Source organism: Pelistega ratti (genome assembly GCF_009833965.1).
Classification (GTDB): Bacteria; Pseudomonadota; Gammaproteobacteria; order Burkholderiales; family Burkholderiaceae_B; genus Taylorella; species Taylorella ratti.
On record NZ_CP047165.1, the window covers coordinates 1,646,705 to 1,665,159 of the forward strand.

Below are 18,455 nucleotides of genomic sequence, written 5' to 3' on the forward strand. Positions count from 1 at the left end.
ATGTTAATTAATTTGGAGATAATATAATGAATGACAATGACGTTAAAAAGCTTTTCTCAACTACAATAATGGGAATGAATGGTAAAGAGTTAGGTGATTTAGTAACATGGTTTAGTAGAACCCCGTTCGATAGATGTTTAGCCATCTTTAATTATGATAAAAAAAAATTAAAGATATTAGAAAATATTATTTCTATACCTACTGAAATAGATATTAAGTCATATCAGGAAAAATTAGAGTCTTTAAGAGAATATATTGTATGATGGTATGAACAGGTTTGAAAATAAGGAAGAGTAAAATGTTAAAAAAACTCTTAATAAGTACCTTTTTATTTGCTAGTATTCCTGTTTTTGCTCAAACAGCGGATGAGTTAGTTAATCAAGCGGATAATATGGTTGATAAAGCTGAAGCTATTTGGGAAAGTAATAATAGCTACATGATAGACTCAGATAATTTTAAAGAAGTAATTGCTTTATATGAAAAGGCTTTTACCTTATATCAAAGGGCTAATAAGCAGCTTCATCTCAATTATCCCAAAGTGAAAGAAAAAGAATTATCAGCAAAGGCTAGGTTATATCATTTAGTATGGAGTGGGAGTGCAAAAAATTGCTCTTTGGCTCTTTCGTTGCGTAATGAAATTATAGAAGAGCAAGATATAAATGCGTATCCACATATAAAAGCGGCTGCTTTAAACGAAGATGGCGGTCGTTATTATACGGGGATTTGTGCTAGGCAAGATGATTATAAATCATTAGAAGCTTATGGAGAAGCTTGTGATTTAGGACATAATCAAGCTTGTGTATGGTATAACATGACAAAAAATGATATAAGGAACGCGGAGATATATCTTGAAAAATGTAAAAGAGGTGATACTTTTGCTTGCTCATCTCCATTTTTGCCACAGAATAGATATAGGGTATATTAGGAATAGATTTTCTATTTCTAAACAAGGACTTATAAAATGATGTTTATTTAATACTATTGGATAAAATACATTTTAATATTGTCTAATCTAATAGCAGAGATAGTGGGTAAATTATAAAATCTAGGTAACGTTTAGTATCTTTTCCATTAGGAATACTAGGATCTTGATCTTTCTATTTTAAGATTAATTTTAGGTTAGTTTTTTCTGGTTTGCTAAAAGTTACCTTCTTACTCTATATAAAAACTCGCCGATTTGTGCATTATTCTCAATTAGAAAATAAGAGGCATGGCGAGTATGTTATCTAAAATTCTACCGTCATTTATTATTATTTGCAACTTACTATACTTATTTAACAATAATTATTCTATTTTATATATTTTCTTCCGTCTCTATTGGCTTAATCTGTTTAGTAACATACGAAAGACTATGCTTTAGCATTCTCCAAAATCAATATTTCTCTTAATAAAAAGGAAATTTAAAATTTCTTATAGTTTATTCCTTCCCCCATAAACCAATAAAATTTTTATTAATTTGAAATACCCCGTATCCCTTATTCACAAACTTCCCTTCCTCTGTAAAATCACTAAAAATCCTCAACAAAATCAAGTAGAAACCGAGTAGAATAGTACACTTTTAAATTTTTTTAGTTTAGTCATTAAGGAATTTCTATGTCGGCAGAAATAGTTGAAACGGCACAGAGTGCTGGTGATTTGATACGCGCCGTAGCATTATTAGGCGCAGCAGTAATTGCCGTACCCTTATTTAAACGTATAGGGCTAGGTTCTGTACTGGGTTACTTAGCAGCAGGCTTGGCAATTGGACCTTTTGGTTTAAAAATTGTCAGTGATTATAATGCGATCATCCACCTTGCTGAATTTGGTGTGGTTATGTTCTTATTCGTGATCGGTTTAGAGATGAATCCATCACACCTCTGGGGTTTACGCCGTCAAATTTTTGGGTTGGGTAGTTTACAAATCATTATTGCCTCCATTTTTATGACTATTGTGGGTCATCTTTTTGGGGTTTCTTGGCAAGTTGCTTTTGTCTCTTCGACAGGATTTGTATTAACCTCTACTGCTATTGTGATGCAGGTATTAGGTGAACGTAAAGAACTTACTACTAAGCGTGGGCAGCAAATTGTCTCTATCTTACTATTTGAAGATTTACTGATTGTCCCTCTATTAGCCATTGTTGCTTTTTTATCCCCTATTGAGAAAGCAGAGACGGTTTCTTGGTGGCAAACAGCCTTAATAGGTATAGGTTCATTAGTTGCATTAATATTGATTGGTCGTTTTGCACTTAATCCTATATTTAGGATCTTAGCCAATTCTAAAGCTCGTGAAGTAATGACAGCTGCTGCTTTATTTGTTGTATTAGGTGCAGCATTACTAATGGAAGAGGCGGGGCTTTCTATGGCAATGGGAGCATTTGTGGCTGGTGTTTTACTATCAGAATCCTCTTTCCGTCACCAATTAGAAGCTGATATTGAGCCATTCCGTGGTCTATTACTAGGACTATTCTTTTTAGGCGTAGGGATGTCACTCAATCTAACCGTTGTTGCGAATAATTTATGGCTCATTCTATCGGGTGTCATTGCTCTAATGCTAACGAAGGGTATTTGTATTTATCTTGTCGCACGTGCAGCTAAAAGTACACATAAAGTGGCTCTTGAACGTGCTTTATTAATGGCACAAGGTGGTGAGTTTGCCTTTGTATTATTTACGGATGCACTATCACAAGGTGTTATTGATGAAACAGTTAATGCTAATATGACGGCAATTATCGTACTCTCAATGGTATTTACACCATTAGTCCTTGTTCTTTATGAAAAATTTGCCCCTAAAGAGAAAACAGAAGCTACCCAAGATGATGAAATTGATGAACAACATTCTATCTTAATTATTGGTATGGGTCGTTTTGGACAAATCGTTAATGATATGTTGCGTCACAGCGGTTATCATACAACAGTTGTTGATTTTAATGCGGCTATGATTAAGGGTTTCCAAGAATATGGTATTAAATCCTATTTTGGTGATGCTTCTCGCCATGAATTTTTAATCGCTGCTGGTTTAGAAAAAGCAGAATTACTTGTTGTTGCCATTGATAATAAAGAACAAGCCGTTAATATTGTCGAATTTGCACGTAAAATTAATCCTAATATCAAAATTGTTGCACGTGCCTTCGATCGTTTTAGTACATTCCACCTACATCGGGCAGGTGCAGATGAAGTGATACGAGAAACCTTTGATTCAGCAGTACGTGCAGGCAAGCGTGCACTTGAAGCAGTAGGAATGGAAACAAGCACTGTTAAAGAAATTGCCAATTACTTTTTTGATGCTAGTCGTCGTGAGGTTGCCCTAATGGCACAAGTATATGACCCTAATATCAAAATGTTCCAAAACACCGCTATGCGAGATATTGCACTTGAATATGATCAACGTATGGCTGAACGTATTCAAGAAATTATTCTTCGTGCACAGCAAGAAAAGGAAGAGAAAGAAGAACAGGATAGCGATACCACTGAACAAACCCTAGAAGGGGTTAGTGAAATAGTAGAGCGTTAAGTTAGTTTTTCTATATATGGAATAATACTATTATTATTCACTTTATAAAAACCACAAAAAGATGCCCCTTGAAATCGAAACTTTAAGGGGTAAGGTTTTGTGAGAAATTCTTTATCAATATAAAAATCTGCACCTTAACATTAGAAAAAATTCTATTTTAAGGTGCAGATAATTTAATAAAAATTACTACTGATAAGTACCTTTCAGGCTGATAAAAATCATTTATTAAAGGTACTGATACCGTATATTAACTTTTCTTTAAGGTAAGCAATTGTTTACGTCTGCGTTGATTCCATGCAATGAAACCAATAAGGAATAAAGCAGGAATCATGGTGATTTCCTTAGGAAGTGCTTTTTGAGGCAGCACTACATCAAGTAATACTTGATCCCAATTTAATCCAGTATCCGCAGCAGGAGAATCAATTTCTACATTATCAATTATTATCTTATTGCTTGATTGATTATTGATGTCTATCATTTCTCCAGTATCTAACAATGTTAGACCAAGGGCTTTTATGCGATCATCACCCGTATTGCCTTCAGGTACTTTTAATTCTGCGTAGAAAATGACTTCTTTACCGTAAGGATTTAAACCAGATACTTTAACCTTAAACTTATCACCAACAGCGATTTTTTCAATTTCTTGGGTAAGCTGAACAGGTAAAATATGACGTTCACTAGGTGAGATTTTTTCCATAAAGAATCCGGGATTAAAGAGCATAAAGGCTACAATAATCAATACAAGTGTTTCCCATGGTCTATTACGGGTAAAGAAATAACCCATTGTCGCCGCTGTAAATGCTAGGATACCAATTGTAGCGGTAATAAAGACGACTGTTCCTTTGATCCAATCTACATCAATCAGTAATAAATCCGTATTAAAGATAAATAGGAATGGTAAGATAGCCGTTCGTAGGCTATAGAAGAATGCTTCAATCCCTGTTTTAATAGGACTACCACCAGAGATAGCAGCTGCAGCAAAGGAGGCAAGCCCTACAGGAGGGGTAACATCCGCCATAATACCAAAATAAAATACGAATAAATGCACAGCAATCAGCGGTACAATTAAGCCGTTTTGTCTACCTACTTCCACAATAACAAGTGCCATCAGTGAAGAGACGACAATATAGTTGGCGGTGGTTGGTAATCCCATGCCTAAGATTAAGCTAAAGATAGCCACAAGAATTAGCATGAGAAGAATATTACCCATAGATAACATTTCAATAATGCCAGATAACTGCACACCAAAGCCAGTAAGTGATACAACACCAACAATAATCCCAGCTGTGGCAGTGGCAATGCCAATACCAATCATATTCATTGCACCGGCTTCTAAACCGTTAAGTAATTCTTGAAAGCCTTGTTTAAAGAGGGGTATTTTGCACCCTTTTTCACCGCGGAAGAAGCTTAATAGTGGTCGTTGAGTCAATAATATAGCGGTTAATGTTACGGTTCCCCAGAAGGCAGATAGTCCGGGAGACATACGTTCAATCATTAAGCACCACATTAATACAACAACGGGTAATAAGAAATGTAATCCTGCATTAACTGTTGGTTTCGCTGATGGTAATTTAACAATTTGTGCATTTGGATCATCAGGCTCTAAGTCTGGGAATGTAGCGACACGGCGAATAAGTGCTAAATAGACAATAGCTAATAAAGCTAACACGATTAAAAAAGCAAAATCAGGTGTTGCCGTTTTTAACCACCCTAATCCAAATTCTAAACCAAAATATACAGCACAAATAATTAAGAAATTCGCTAATATTTTGATTAGGCTAAGTAAGAGTGGGCTTGGTGGATCAGTACGTTCTAAACCTTTTAATCCCATCTTTTGAGCTTCAAGATGCACAATATAGACTAAAGCAATATAAGAAATTAGTGCAGGTAAAAAAGCATGGGTAATTAACTGACTATACGGCATATTGACGTATTCAATCATTAAAAAAGCAGCTGCACCCATCACCGGTGGCATAATTTGCCCATTTACCGAAGAGGCTACTTCAACTGCCCCTGCCTTTTCTTGTGTGAAGCCAACACGTTTCATCATAGGAATAGTAAAAGTGCCTGTGGTAACAACATTGGCAATAGAAGAACCAGATACTAAACCTGTTAAAGCGGAAGAAACAACGGCTGCCTTGGCAGGCCCCCCACTAAAATGCCCCAGATAAGCAAAAGCAACTTTAATGAAATAATTGCCTGCTCCTGCCTTATCTAATAAAGCACCAAATAAAACAAATAAGAACACGTATTTAGTGGATACACCAAGTGCAACACCAAAAACACCTTCAGTGGTAATCCACTGTTGGTTGATAATTTGAGAGAAAGATCCCGAACGATGGCTAATAATCCAATCGGTTGGTAAAAATTGCCCAAAATAGTTATAGAGTAAAAATATACCTGCAATAATAACTAATGGTAAGCCTAAGCTACGGCGACAAGCTTCTAATAAGATAAGGATACCAAAGCAACCGACAATAATATCTTGGGTATTAGGTGCGCCAAAACGTGTAACTAAACCCTCATAAAAGAAAATGTAATATGCCGCTAAGAAAGCACCTAAGCAAGCAAATATCCAGTCAGGGAGAGGAATTCTATGTTTGGGAGAACCAGCAAAGGCAGGGAAAGAAAGATAGGCTAAAAAAAGAGCAAACGCTAAATGTACAGAGCGTGCTTTTGTGTCATCGATGACAACATTAAAGTCAAGTCCCCATGATCGAATAACTTCTTGTAGCCAAAAGGGAAGTGGTGAGGTGTAATAGAGTTGAAAAAGTGACCATAAGATGGCGACAGCGACAATGAGTTTTTTAGCAGGGCCGGCTAGGTTACGTCCTCCAGTATCACTGGAAGCAACCATATCTTGTAGATGATCATAATCAATGGTTTGGGTTTGAGTATTATTTACCATGACAATAGACACTCGATAAAAAATAACAACAAAACGGCGAGATCGGCTGATTAATAAATCTGACCGATAGCCTCGCCGCTAACTTATCAAGAATGATAGTAAAACGGGATTATTTTATCCAACCACGTTCTTTATAATAACGCACGGCTCCGTCATGTAAAGGCGCTGATAATGCGTTTGTAATCATCTCTTCTTCTTTGAGGTGTGCAAAAGCAGGGTGAAGTCGTTTAAAGCGATCAAAATTATCAAATACCGCTTTAACAACAGCATATACTTTATCGTCTGCTACATCTGTTGATGTAACGAGCGTAGCATATACACCAAATGTTTCTACAGGATTATCACTGCCTTTGTATAGCCCACCAGGGATAACGGCTTTGGCATAATAAGTGTGATCAGCGACAAGTTTATCGATTGTTTCACCAGTAACAGGTACAAGGTGAGCATCGCAAGAGGCAGCGGCTTCTTTTAAAGCCCCATTAGGATGACCAACGTTATAGGTAATGGCATCTAAGTTGTTATCACACATTGCTGATGCCATTTCAGCAGGTTTTAATTCAGAGGCTACTTTGAATACTTTATCTGTCCAACCTTTCGCATTTAAAATAACATTAAAAGTCGCACGTGTACCAGATCCGGGGTCACCTACATTGACGCGTTTCGCTTTTAAATCATCAAACTGTTTAATCCCTGAATCATCACGCGCCATGATAGTGAATGGTTCGGGATGGATAGAGAAGATGGCACGTAATTTTTCATTTTTCTTGCCTTCAAAAGAGCTTGATCCATTATAGGCATGATATTGCCAATCAGATTGGGCAATTCCCATATCCATTTGGCGATCTGCAATCGCATTAAGATTAGCAACGGAAGCACCAGTAGATGGTGCGTTACATTTAATCTGTGTTTTAGCAGTATCACGATTAACTAATTGGCAGATAGATTGTCCAACAACATAATATACACCTGTTTGACCGCCTGTCCCTATCGTAATAAATTGTTCTTCAGCGTGAGCAGATAATGATCCCAATGCAAAAGCGGTTGCAAGTGAGAAACTTAATAATTTTTTCATTTAAATATCCTCTAATTAAAAAGAAGATAGGTAATATCTTCAAAAGTAGTTATATGACAAAATGAGTTATAGCATTATTTTTGTTACTTAAACAATCAGTAAAAGCCCTAATGGTCATGTAAAACTACATTTAGATACGCTTTATGAATAAGGCAAGATAGTAGAAGATAAGTATTTTTATAGCGTCTATATCGACTATTTATATATTTTATGCACATTAAAAAGCCGTAAGGTGGTAAAACCCTACGGCTGAAAAAGCATACTAACTACCTGTTTGGGGCAAATTAGTATTGATATTGTGGAGCAGGTGGGTAGCTCTTATCGTATAGTGCTGAAGGGCCGTTTGGACCTGCTTCTGATGAAGAGGTTGGTGTAAAACCATCTGCTTTAATTTCAACACGACGGTTAGGTTTGAGGCAGTCACGTAAAGCTTGACCTTTTTCATTTGAGCATGCTTTAACTTGTTGCTCTTTACCGCGACCAATCGCCTCGATAGGTGCTGTTACACCATGTGCTTGTAATAAGGCACGTACAGTGTTTGCACGACGTTGTGATAAGTCTAAGTTATATTCTACTGAACCTAAACGATCAGTAAAGCCTGTTACGCGGACTTGTTTTGGATTCGCTTGTTTAAGCTCACCAGCAACACGTGCCACAATATCTTTACCTTCTGCTGTTAATTGGTCTTTGTCAAAGTCAAATAATGTATCGCCACTTAGTGTGTAGTGAGCATTACCATTACATCCATTTGGATACCAGAAGAAACTCTGTGCATCATAGTTTTTGTCAAATAGGATTTTGTATTGGCATACTTTGTGTTCACCATTTTCACGATAGTGGAAAACATAATCCCATTCTCTTACGCCATAAAGCCCTTCTGCGAAGTGTGGACGACCAATTAAATTGTACAATTGATCTTTGTTCATACCACGTTCGATAAGACGAACATTGTCCCAGTTAGGCCATGAGCCTTCTTGCGTACCGCTGTGGTTAAAACCTGCACGATCAATCTTTGGCCATACTAAATCGTCAAGTTCTGCTGTTCCTTCAGATGATACTTTGCTTAAATTACCGCAAGCTACTAAGGTAAGACCTAAAGCAGCAGCGCATGCAACTTGAGTTAGTTTCATAGTTAATTCCTTTACAATAAGGTGTTGATATGTCTTAATAAACATTTCATTTTAGCATACCTTTTTAGAAAAACACTATTCTTTATAGAGGGTGTTGGGGATAAACAAATAAAAAAACCCTTCTTGGTCGGAAGGGTTTTATTTTTTTAAATTAAAGTGCCACGGTTATTACTTATTTTGGGCTAAGAGTTCTTTGATTAAATCAATCGTACCTTCATAAGTACCTACCATACCGGGAGAGGTGAGGTACTTACCCGCAATAGCAAAAGAAGGAGTAGCATTTATTTGATATTGATTAGTGAGGTCTGTAGCTTGTTTAACTTTAGTAACGACACCAAAAGAATCATAAGTAGATTCAAATGTTTGCTTATCAATGCCTTGTTTACTAGCCCATTCAACAATTGCATCACGAGTGAATAATCGTTGCTTTTCTTGATGGATAGCTTGGAATACTTTAGGGTGTAAATCAGTACGCTCTAAGGCAACAAGACTGTAATACAGGTGTTGCATAGGTGTCATAGAGGCATTAAAACCAACGGGAACAGGTAAAAAGGCAACGTTTTCAGGCAGTTCTTTTTTTAGTTGCTCTACCATTGGTTCGATAGCGGCACAATGGCTACACGCATAAGAGAAGAACTCTAATACTTCGGTCTTATTGGGCGTTTGTGAATCAAAAGTAGGGTTAAAAGTGGTGTAGCGTTCTTGTGCTTGCACGGTAAATGAAGCGGCAACTAATCCTAAAATAGGGATAAATTGCTTGAATAATTTAACTATTGACATAAGAAATCCTTGGAAAATAAACGTTTATCTTGAATAAATATACTAGGAAAAGGGGACGCTTTATTTTTACCGATGAGACCAAACTGTTTGTCGTTAAGGCTGGAGCAGTTATGTTTAATCATTCTAAACAAGTTACTTTTAATACGGTAAAAATGTGTTGCGTCCTTTCGGGGTGTTGTAGAAATATCCACAGACCCTATTGTCCTAAGCGTTCCTCATTGTAACAAACTCATACGACAAATCAATATCTAAGAAAGGTGTTTGTATAAGAAATATGTCTATCTATTTCGATAAAAGATGGATATGACCATGCTGATGGGAGGATATGGCTCGGGGAGAGAGAGTAGTGCTTAGGATAGTAATCTAAAGCGATATGCTATCCTAAGAAATGGTGTATTTATCGAATGACTGTCGCGTGGATATTATTGGATTTTAATTTGGTTTGTGCCTCTTTTAGGGCGTTATCATTGGTAAAAGGACCTACACGGACACGATAGTAATCGGTATTATTAACTGTTACTTTTAATACGGTTGTATTAGAAAAACCTTGCATAAGTAAGGAAGCTCTTTTGGCTTCGGCTTCGTCAAGATTTTTAAATGCACCAACTTGGAGATAATGTGTTGCTTGCCCTTTTGGTGTAGCAGGAGTAGGTTGCATATTTTGGATAAAGCGTCCTAAATCATCAGGGTTCTTATCTACTGCTTTGTCTGGGCTTGGTTTATTGGGTGGAGCGGATACAGATGGTTTATTGACCACTGTGGGTGCTACTTTAGGTGGTGTAACAGGTTGTACGACCGTTGGCGTAGGTTTTGTTGTGACCACTTGAGAGGGTTTGGGGGTAACCGTTATAGCAGGTGGAGTAGGTACTTTCTCATGAGTAGCTGCTGGCATAACGGGTGAAGAGGGGGAGGTAACAACAACATGTTGAGATTGACCATTAATCGTTTTTTCTTGAATAATAGGTACAGTACGTTGTTGAGTAATAATTTGCGAGACACACGCATTTGAATGACTACGCATATAATAGGCAACCCCTGTGGCTATCCCGATACCGATAATCACACCAAAAAAGAAATAGCCAAAGGGAGACGAATGACTTTTACTACTTGTACGAGTGGTTGTTCGTTTTGTTGCCATAATATCCTACATTTTTTCTGGTGCTGATACACCCAATAAATCGAGCGCGTTAGCAATAACTTGGCGAGTACTGTCTGCTAAAGCTAAGCGAGCGAGCTTGAGTGCTTGATCGTCAATCATAATGCGTTCAGCGTTATACCATGAATGAAAATCAGCAGCTAAATCTAATAACCAGAAAGCGATTAAATGTGGTGAAAGTTCTTTGGCGGCAAGTTGAATCATATTGGGTAATTCAGCAAGCCGTTTTAATAAAGTCATCTCTGTTGGTGCAATAAGTAGGCTAATATCTGCCTGATGAACTTGTTGAGCCAACTCTTCGCTATCGCGTAGAATTTTACAGATACGTGCGTGGGCGTATTGAATGTAATAAACCGGGTTTTCTTCGCCTTTTGAAAGTGCTAAGTCAATATCAAAGGTAAATTCAGTATCGGCTTTACGTTGGATAAGGAAGAAACGGACAGCATCTTGACCTACCCATTCAATTAAGTCTCGCATGGTCACATAAGAGCCTGCACGTTTAGAAATTTTAACCTCTTCACCACCACGCATAACCCGTACCATTTTGTGAAGTACATAGGCAGGGAAATCTTTTGGAATATCAAGATGTAATCCTTGTAAACCTGCTCGTACACGGGCAATTGTGCCGTGGTGATCACTTCCTTGAATATCAATGGCATGATGATAGCCACGATTCCATTTACTGAGATGGTAGGCAACATCAGGCACAAAGTAGGTATAAGAACCATCTGATTTGCGCATGACGCGATCTTTATCATCACCTGTGCCTAAGTCAGTGGTGCGTAACCATAACGCACCGTCTTGTTCGTAGGTATAGCCATTTTTAGTGAGTATATCGACTGCCTCTGCAACTTTACCATCGGTATAAAGTGAGCTTTCTAGGTAGTATTGATCAAAGACAAGGTTGAAGGCTTTTAGATCAAGGTCTTGTTCATGGCGAAGATAGGCAACAGCAAAACGACGAATATCCGTTAAATTATCCAAATCACCTGTTGCGGTTACATCTTTTCCATCTGCATGGACTGTTTTCTTGGCAATAAAATCATTGGCAATATCCACAATATAATCACCACGGTAACCATCGCTTGGATAGTTGGGGTGATCAGGGTCAATTCCTTTGGCTCTGGCTTGAACACTAATGGCAAGATTATTAATCTGATTACCTGCATCATTGTAATAAAACTCACGATGGACTTGATAGCCAGCGGCAGAAAAAAGACGACAAATACAATCACCTAAAGCCGCTTGACGAGCATGTCCAACGTGTAGTGGGCCAGTAGGGTTAGCCGATACAAACTCAACCATCAGTGATGTACCATTAGCAGGTGCTTTGGCAAAATGAGCCCCTTGTTCTTGAATGACGTTAATCACTTCTTGATGAACAGCAGGTGTACAACGTAGATTAATAAATCCTGGACCAGCCACTTCAGCAGAAGCCAGTGTTTCTTTGGCAAGAGGATTGCTCATTAGCGTATCAACAATATCTTGTGCTAACTCACGAGGGTTGCGTCCTGCAGGTTTTGCCAGTTGCATGGCAACATTAGTGGCGACATCACCGTGTTCTGCTTGTTTGGGACGCTCTAATTTAATCGTTGGGTTGTGTTCAGGAAGAAGCGTGTGAACAGCTTCAGATAATAATTGAATTAATGTATTTTGAAGCTCAGGGAGCATAGTATTCGTAACCAGTAAAAACACCCAAAAGCGAGGTGTATGTTGAAAGATAAATAAGCATAATCATAGCATATTTACACTTTTTTCTCTCTGAAAAGGGGTAGATGCTTGGGCTGTTTTTAAGGAGAATAGGGTTAAAGCTAATAGGGTATTTTTATAAATTGGGAAAGTATCCTTTGTATAAGGATGAAAACAAGATAAAAAAAGAATAGGGTGCTTGAAGGTATGGTGGGCATTTTTTATAATGGGGAAGTTCATTCGTTAGGAGTTATTTATGTTGATTATTTTTTCTTCTCAATCTAGTGGTGATATTTTGATGTTAGATAAACATGCTTTACCACTCTTACAAGCGATGGGCCGTGATTATGAGACAATGCCTGCTGAGGGGGTAATTACACATAATCAGTTAGCTAGTAGTATTGCGGCACTTGAAAGAGCAATTGCCCATGACAAAGAGGAAAACCCACAAGAAGGGTACAAAGAAGAAGATGAGCGAGAAGAAAAAGAAGAAGAGAAACCCCACCCAGTTCTGGAAAATGTTAATCTTGCACGCCGTGCATTCCCTCTACTGGAAATGATGAAAGAAGCCCTTAAACAAGAAAAAGATGAGGTAGTTTGGCATCAGCAAAATGCATGGTAAGCGGTTTGTTTCATCCTTCTATCCTACTCAAATACATTAAAAGTATTAAATTATTTTGAGTTTTAACTAAATAAAATGTTAAAAATAGTCTGAGAGGAATACCCTTTCAGACTATTTTGATTTAATTGAAAAATTAAGATATTTTATGGTTTAAAAACCAATGACTGAATGGCCAGTCCACACTATCAAGTAGGTTTTTTGTTATTAATCCTAATTCAGTATCCCCTTCGATTTGTAGTTTACGATTGAAAAAAAGCGTATCAGGGTCTTCTTCACGAATGATCATTCGCATAAAATCAACACCGTTAGCGGCTAAGCGTAGGTCGGGTTGTCCTATAAAGTTTTCATCAATAAATCTTTCAGTATTGGCACTAAAGCGTACCTTAATACCAGCATCTAATACATCAATTTCAAACTTACGACCATTAAATAGCTGCATATCAGCGGGTAGTAACCCTTTTTTTAGCATGATATTTAAGACGGTGACGAGTAAAAAGCGTGGTGGTTTACTGGGTAGTTTCTCCCCAATTTTACCTATCCAAGTGGGTAATATAATTTCAGGCAGCGACATTATATAGCTCCTTTTTAACGGCTTCGATACCGGGACGGTTAAGCCAGTAGCCATCTACAAGTGTACCCGTTGCTAAACGAGTTAATTCAGGTAGTGCTTCTGCTAATAGTGTTTTTCCATCTATCACATTGCGGTGTAAACGAATGATTTCGGGCATACCGTGCAGTTGTGGTGATAAGCGTAGTACATTGACACCAATAGAGGCTAATTCCGTATGATGAGGTAATAGGTTTTGACAGCCATAGGACATGGTTTGAATGCCATTGATGGTTAGAAATGGCTTGCCTTCTCGGGTGTTCATATCCATACCATATTCGTAGTCAAGACAACGAAACTCACAGCTATCTTTATTCAGATTATAATGACGTGCGGTGAAACATCGTGATGAATAGGCTAAAGGCATTTTTCCCCAAGCAAAAACTTCGGTTTCAATCGCTTCTGAATCAGCAATAATAGAGGCTATTTTGCTACCACTTAATTCAGATGGTGTAACCCAACGATATGCACCTAGTTTTTTGAATAAAGCCAGTGTGGTTTCGTTATAAATATTGAGGCTAGCTCCCGCCACAAAAGGAATATTATGTTCCCGAGCGAGCTTAACTGCTCCCATATCATTTGCTTCAACCTTAAACTTATTTTGTTCGGTAATTTTACGCAGGCGTTTTAAGTCAGACTCACTTTCTAGCAGAACTTGTGAGGATAAGATAATCTCTTTACCGCTTTCAGCCAAGTCTTCTGCTAAGCTAAACCAGTCGGCAAAACGCATTTTCTGACGGCGAGAACATACGGTTTCCCCTAGATATATAGTATCCAAAGGCATATCCAGCATAGAGGCATAAAATTCTAATAAGGCTTCTTTTTGCCAGAAAAATTGAATAGGGCCGAGTGATAATTTTAATGAATGCATCTCCTTCTCCTCATTTCCACGGACGGTTATATGCCCCTAATGTGGTTTGATGGCCTTCAGATACCTTACTTAAAGCGGTATTCCATGCAGGGGCTACTTTAAATGTGTCGGGGTTTTTGACAGCGGCATCTAATGCCTGACGTAATGCTTTAGTAACTTGAGCCGTGTACATTGGGCTACGCTGACGACCTTCAACTTTAATGGCAGATACCCCGATTTTGATGATTTCGGGTAGCATTTCCAATATATTTAGACTGGTTGGTTCTTCTAAGGCGTAATAAATTTCGTTATTCACTTCAAAACGACCTTTACAGAGTGTTGGATAACCAGCTGGCTCATTGGGTTTAAACTGATCGATAAGCACATTATTAAGATGTACATCCATACGGTCAGGGTGTGGCATCCAGCGTACTGCCTTGGCAGGGGAGCATACCCCTTGCATATTGGGTGATTCACCCGTAGCATAACTGGATAAAATACAGCGACCCTCTACCATCACACATAAACTACCGAAACCAAATACTTCGATTTCAACATCAGTATTATCAATAACGTGCTTTACTTGGTCAATCGTCAATACGCGTGGTAATACGGCACGGCGAATACCAAAGAGTTCTTTCATCAGATTAATAGCTTCGTAATTGGTAGCGGAACTCTGTACAGACATATGTAACTGTAATTCAGGATATTTATCGCTAGCATAAGCCATAATCGCAGGGTCTGCGACAATAATGGCATCTGCACCTAATTTAACAGCAGTATCAACGGCTACTTGCCATTGTTTGATTTGCCCTGCCTGTGCAAAGGTATTAATCGCCATTAAAATCTTGCGTCCGCGAGCATGAGCATAGGCTACACCCTCTTCGGCTGATTTCATATCAAAATTGAGACCAGGAAAATTGCGAGCATTTGTCGCATCTTTTAGCCCCATGTAAACCATATCAGCACCATTATCGACTGCTGTTTTAAGTGCAGGTAAATTACCTGCGGGACATTCTAACTCGGGTATTTTCATTTTTTTGTCCTCCTTGCCAATTAAAATACTGAGTATTTAAAATATTATTAGTATTGTGTTCTCATTTTAAGATGAAAAAACACAAATATATTGGTTCAAATTTAAATGTTAATTTAACTTTTTATAATAGATTTTCTGCTTAGTTAAGTTTAACACTAATTAACAAAGATTACTTTATAAGTTTTATATTTAAAGTAATTATCAATAAGTGTCTTTTCATAAAAAGGGTGTAGTCATTTCATACATACGCCCCCTTTACCGTATCACTATAAAAATCGCTATGGCTTAGATGGTGATACCTGCATGAATATGACGATTAATAGCACTTAGTACCGCATGGAATGAAGCAGTCACAATATCTTTATGAATACCAACCCCAAAACCTGTGCCTGATTCCCCTAGACGGAGTTCAACATAACATACAGCATTCGTTTTTTCACCAGAACCAATAGCATGTTCGTGATAATCCATAAAACGAATAGGTAAATTTAATGCATCAATAAAGGCAGAAATAGAGCCATCGCCATGTCCTTTTACCTTACGGACTTCTTCCCCGTAGCCTAATTCAGCTTCTAAGGTGAAGAGACTACCGCCCTGTCCATTATCGGAAGAGGTGATACGGTGGCTGATAAGATGCCATGGTTTATTTTGTTGAAGATATTCTTTATTGAAAATATCAAATACCGCATTACCATTGACTTCTGTACCTGTTTCGTCTGTAACACGTTGGATAGCACGGCTGAATTCAATTTGAAGACGGCGAGGTAGGTTAAGCCCATGTTCATTTTCAAGTAAGTAAGCAATACCACCTTTGCCTGATTGGCTATTTACTCGAATAACGGCATCATAACTTCGTCCTAAATCGGCTGGGTCAATCGGTAAATACGGTACTTCCCAAGGTTGGTCAGCTTTTTGTTGTGCAAAACCTTTCTTAATGGCATCTTGATGAGAGCCTGAGAAAGCGGTAAAGACAAGATCGCCGACATATGGATGACGAGGGTGGACGGGTAATTGATTACAATATTCTGCGGTTAAGCGGACAGCATCAATATCCGAAAAATCTAAACCGGGATGGATGCCTTGTGTATAGAGGTTTAAGGCAAGGGTGACTAAGTCCACATTACCCGTACGCTCACCACTACCAAATAAACAACCTTCAATACGATCAGCACCTGCCATTACGGCTAATTCAGCGGCAGCAACAGCTGTGCCACGGTCATTATGAGGGTGCACACTGACAATAACATTTTCTCTATCGTTAATATATCGGCAGAAGTATTCGATCTGATCGGCGTAAAGATTGGGGGTGGTCGCTTCAATAGTAGCGGGTAAGTTAAAAATAATCTTACGTTCAGCAGAGGTTCCCCATTCTGCACTAACAGCATTACAGACGGAAATAGCAAAATCAGGTTCGGTTGTACTAAAGACTTCTGGTGAGTATTCAAAAGACCATTTGACCTCAGGATATTTTGCCATGGCTGCTTTGACCATGCGTGTGCCAGCAACGGCAAAGTCGCGCACCTCATCTTGCGTCATTTTAAAGACAATCTTACGGAAAGCAGGAGCGGTTGCATTGTACATATGGATCATGGCATTTTTTGCGCCAGCACAAGCTTCTGCGGTACGATTAATAAGGTCTTCTCGTGCTTGTGTTAACACAATAATAGTGACATCATCAGGAATAAGATTATCTTCAATTAAGGTGCGAACAAAATCAAAATCTGTTTGTGAGGCAGAAGGAAAGCCAACCTCAATTTCTTTAAAACCAATTTGAAGTAAATGTTTAAAAAAGCGTAGTTTACGCTCAACACTCATGGGTTCAATTAAAGACTGATTGCCATCACGTAAGTCGGTACTCATCCAAATGGGTGGTTTAGTAATGGTTTTGCTGGGCCATGTTCTATCGGAAAAATCCTGTGTAAATGGCTTAAAAGGAATATATTTTGACGCGGGGTTTGAAAGCATAATGCACCTATTTATTTTATAGAGTTCCCAGTGCATTTTAAGGCTTTGCCTAGCAAGTCACTGGGATGATAATGAATAATCCAAAGTGGCTAAAAAAGGCTGCGGAGCACCACTAAAGCTCTAGGCTCGGCAACCGATCGCTAGGTCTAGCAGTAAGAAATACGCACGAACAGAAACACCGCTTGCGAGGAAGCGGTTAGAAGAATAAAGAGAATGGGTGTTCGTTTGTGTGTTCATGGGTTTATTATTAGTTTAAACTATCAAAAAAATCAAGTCCTAATCTAAAAATTTTTTAAAAAAATAAGTATATGTTGAAAAATATACACGAAGTGAGACGGTAGTAAATAGATAAATAGTAGCGATTTTTGTGGTTAATAGTAGGGTTATAAATATCTTATCTGGGATAGTTTTACTGATATGTAGATAAATAAAATATTTACAAATTCTAGTGAGAATAAATTATGGGGCTGTATTAGATTAGCCCTAAATTTTACACCATTTTCTCAGCATTTTTAACTGCTCTTTTGGTGTTCCAAAGTTAAACCGAAACTCACATTCTTTCAAGAATAAAGCAAAGTATTTTCGGTCTATTCCATTATACTTACGAAGCACTCTTTTTGCTTGACTCCAGAAGTTTTCTATACCATTAATATGGTTTTGTCTTATAGCAAACTGCTTAGTATGATTAATCCGTTGATGATGAAATCCATTCACATCAAGGGTATTATAACTGGGGTATGTATCGGTATAAACCCAGCTATCTGGTTTGATTTTCCTTTTAATAACAGGTAGTAAGGTCTTACTTTTCGTGTCCTGTACGATAAGCGTAAAAACCTTACCTTGCCTTTTCAATATCCCAAATACCGCTACTTTACCTGCTGCCCCTCGCCCTCGTTTCCCCTTTCGTTTACCACCAAAATAACTCTCATCAAGTTCTATTGCACCTTCAAAAATTTCATCCGCTTCTAAGGTTAAATAATAATTAATGACCTCTCTAATTTTACGATAAAAGAGTGCAGCTGAATTAGGATTAATACCTAGTATATCGGCTGCTGATCGAGCAGTTACTTCTAGTACAAAAAACTCAAGTCATTTTCTTTGTACAGATTTCTTTAATTTACAATGACTTATCTTCATTTTTATAGACTAAC

14 protein-coding genes and 1 pseudogene are annotated in these 18,455 nt (G+C 38.0%); 4 read left to right on the plus strand and 11 right to left on the minus strand.

All coding sequences use genetic code 11. The features are described 5' to 3' along the window. The first annotated feature begins 26 nt into the window (after positions 1 to 26). From F9B76_RS07175 to F9B76_RS07185, 3 genes are all read left to right on the plus strand, one after another. Positions 27 to 263, plus strand: coding sequence for a hypothetical protein (locus F9B76_RS07175; protein WP_159991498.1), 237 nt, complete (start codon positions 27 to 29; stop codon positions 261 to 263). 35 nt (positions 264 to 298) lie between these two features. Next, complete coding sequence (locus tag F9B76_RS07180; RefSeq protein ID WP_159991499.1) at positions 299 to 925, plus strand: hypothetical protein; 627 nt, start codon at positions 299 to 301, stop codon at positions 923 to 925. A gap of 668 nt (positions 926 to 1,593) precedes the next feature. After that, the gene (locus tag F9B76_RS07185; RefSeq protein ID WP_159991500.1) at positions 1,594 to 3,489 is read left to right on the plus strand and encodes a monovalent cation:proton antiporter-2 (CPA2) family protein; all 1,896 of its coding nucleotides are present in this window, start codon (positions 1,594 to 1,596) and stop codon (positions 3,487 to 3,489) included. Between the two features lie 247 nt (positions 3,490 to 3,736). Here the strand turns inward: F9B76_RS07185 and F9B76_RS07190 are convergent, their stop codons facing one another. From F9B76_RS07190 to argS, 6 genes are all read right to left on the minus strand, one after another. After that, complete coding sequence (locus tag F9B76_RS07190) at positions 3,737 to 6,397, minus strand: TRAP transporter permease (protein WP_159991501.1); 2,661 nt, start codon at positions 6,395 to 6,397, stop codon at positions 3,737 to 3,739. Between the two features lie 109 nt (positions 6,398 to 6,506). Further along, positions 6,507 to 7,469, minus strand: a complete 963-nt coding sequence (locus tag F9B76_RS07195) for a TAXI family TRAP transporter solute-binding subunit (RefSeq protein WP_159991502.1) — start codon at positions 7,467 to 7,469, stop codon at positions 6,507 to 6,509. A gap of 284 nt (positions 7,470 to 7,753) precedes the next feature. Next, complete coding sequence (locus F9B76_RS07200; protein ID WP_159991503.1) at positions 7,754 to 8,599, minus strand: OmpA family protein; 846 nt, start codon at positions 8,597 to 8,599, stop codon at positions 7,754 to 7,756. 168 nt (positions 8,600 to 8,767) lie between these two features. Next, positions 8,768 to 9,379: a thiol:disulfide interchange protein DsbA/DsbL gene (locus F9B76_RS07205; RefSeq protein ID WP_159991504.1), complete on the minus strand. Its 612-nt coding sequence runs from the start codon at positions 9,377 to 9,379 to the stop codon at positions 8,768 to 8,770. Between the two features lie 397 nt (positions 9,380 to 9,776). Next, positions 9,777 to 10,517 (minus strand): SPOR domain-containing protein, encoded by a 741-nt coding sequence (locus F9B76_RS07210; protein ID WP_159991505.1) that lies wholly within the window; start codon positions 10,515 to 10,517, stop codon positions 9,777 to 9,779. Between the two features lie 6 nt (positions 10,518 to 10,523). Further along, entirely contained in the window at positions 10,524 to 12,206 is a 1,683-nt protein-coding gene (gene argS, locus F9B76_RS07215) for an arginine--tRNA ligase (protein WP_159991506.1), read from the minus strand. Between the two features lie 274 nt (positions 12,207 to 12,480). Between argS and F9B76_RS07220 the strand changes: the two genes are divergently transcribed. Then, the gene (locus tag F9B76_RS07220) at positions 12,481 to 12,846 is read left to right on the plus strand and encodes a DUF1840 domain-containing protein (protein ID WP_159991507.1); all 366 of its coding nucleotides are present in this window, start codon (positions 12,481 to 12,483) and stop codon (positions 12,844 to 12,846) included. Between the two features lie 133 nt (positions 12,847 to 12,979). Here the strand turns inward: F9B76_RS07220 and ubiT are convergent, their stop codons facing one another. The 5 genes and pseudogenes from ubiT to F9B76_RS07245 all read right to left on the minus strand — a co-directional run bounded on the left by ubiT (position 12,980) and on the right by F9B76_RS07245 (position 18,441). Further along, positions 12,980 to 13,417: a ubiquinone anaerobic biosynthesis accessory factor UbiT gene (gene ubiT, locus F9B76_RS07225; protein ID WP_159991508.1), complete on the minus strand. Its 438-nt coding sequence runs from the start codon at positions 13,415 to 13,417 to the stop codon at positions 12,980 to 12,982. Continuing rightward, positions 13,404 to 14,324, minus strand: coding sequence for a U32 family peptidase (locus F9B76_RS07230; protein ID WP_159991509.1), 921 nt, complete (start codon positions 14,322 to 14,324; stop codon positions 13,404 to 13,406). Before F9B76_RS07230 ends, ubiT begins: the two co-directional genes overlap by 14 nt. 10 nt (positions 14,325 to 14,334) lie before the next feature. Beyond that, entirely contained in the window at positions 14,335 to 15,339 is a 1,005-nt protein-coding gene (gene ubiU / locus F9B76_RS07235) for a ubiquinone anaerobic biosynthesis protein UbiU (RefSeq protein ID WP_159991510.1), read from the minus strand. Between the two features lie 285 nt (positions 15,340 to 15,624). Beyond that, positions 15,625 to 17,304, minus strand: a complete 1,680-nt coding sequence (gene leuA, locus F9B76_RS07240; RefSeq protein WP_159991511.1) for a 2-isopropylmalate synthase — start codon at positions 17,302 to 17,304, stop codon at positions 15,625 to 15,627. 483 nt (positions 17,305 to 17,787) lie between these two features. After that, a pseudogene (locus tag F9B76_RS07245) lies at positions 17,788 to 18,441 on the minus strand (IS1595 family transposase). Positions 18,442 to 18,455 lie beyond the last annotated feature (14 nt).

Excerpts from the sequence above, each read along its gene's own strand:
- F9B76_RS07230 (WP_159991509.1), bottom strand. The coding sequence starts at position 14,324 with ATGCATTCATTAAAATTATCACTCGGCCCTATTCAATTTTTCTGGCAA.
- F9B76_RS07175 (WP_159991498.1), top strand. The coding sequence starts at position 27 with ATGAATGACAATGACGTTAAAAAGCTTTTCTCAACTACAATAATGGGA.
- F9B76_RS07180 (WP_159991499.1), top strand. The coding sequence starts at position 299 with ATGTTAAAAAAACTCTTAATAAGTACCTTTTTATTTGCTAGTATTCCT.
- F9B76_RS07205 (WP_159991504.1), bottom strand. The coding sequence starts at position 9,379 with ATGTCAATAGTTAAATTATTCAAGCAATTTATCCCTATTTTAGGATTA.
- F9B76_RS07190 (WP_159991501.1), bottom strand. The coding sequence starts at position 6,397 with ATGGTAAATAATACTCAAACCCAAACCATTGATTATGATCATCTACAA.
- ubiU (WP_159991510.1), bottom strand. The coding sequence starts at position 15,339 with ATGAAAATACCCGAGTTAGAATGTCCCGCAGGTAATTTACCTGCACTT.
- F9B76_RS07210 (WP_159991505.1), bottom strand. The coding sequence starts at position 10,517 with ATGGCAACAAAACGAACAACCACTCGTACAAGTAGTAAAAGTCATTCG.
- argS (WP_159991506.1), bottom strand. The coding sequence starts at position 12,206 with ATGCTCCCTGAGCTTCAAAATACATTAATTCAATTATTATCTGAAGCT.
- F9B76_RS07220 (WP_159991507.1), top strand. The coding sequence starts at position 12,481 with ATGTTGATTATTTTTTCTTCTCAATCTAGTGGTGATATTTTGATGTTA.
- ubiT (WP_159991508.1), bottom strand. The coding sequence starts at position 13,417 with ATGTCGCTGCCTGAAATTATATTACCCACTTGGATAGGTAAAATTGGG.
- F9B76_RS07200 (WP_159991503.1), bottom strand. The coding sequence starts at position 8,599 with ATGAAACTAACTCAAGTTGCATGCGCTGCTGCTTTAGGTCTTACCTTA.
- leuA (WP_159991511.1), bottom strand. The coding sequence starts at position 17,304 with ATGCTTTCAAACCCCGCGTCAAAATATATTCCTTTTAAGCCATTTACA.
- F9B76_RS07195 (WP_159991502.1), bottom strand. The coding sequence starts at position 7,469 with ATGAAAAAATTATTAAGTTTCTCACTTGCAACCGCTTTTGCATTGGGA.
- F9B76_RS07185 (WP_159991500.1), top strand. The coding sequence starts at position 1,594 with ATGTCGGCAGAAATAGTTGAAACGGCACAGAGTGCTGGTGATTTGATA.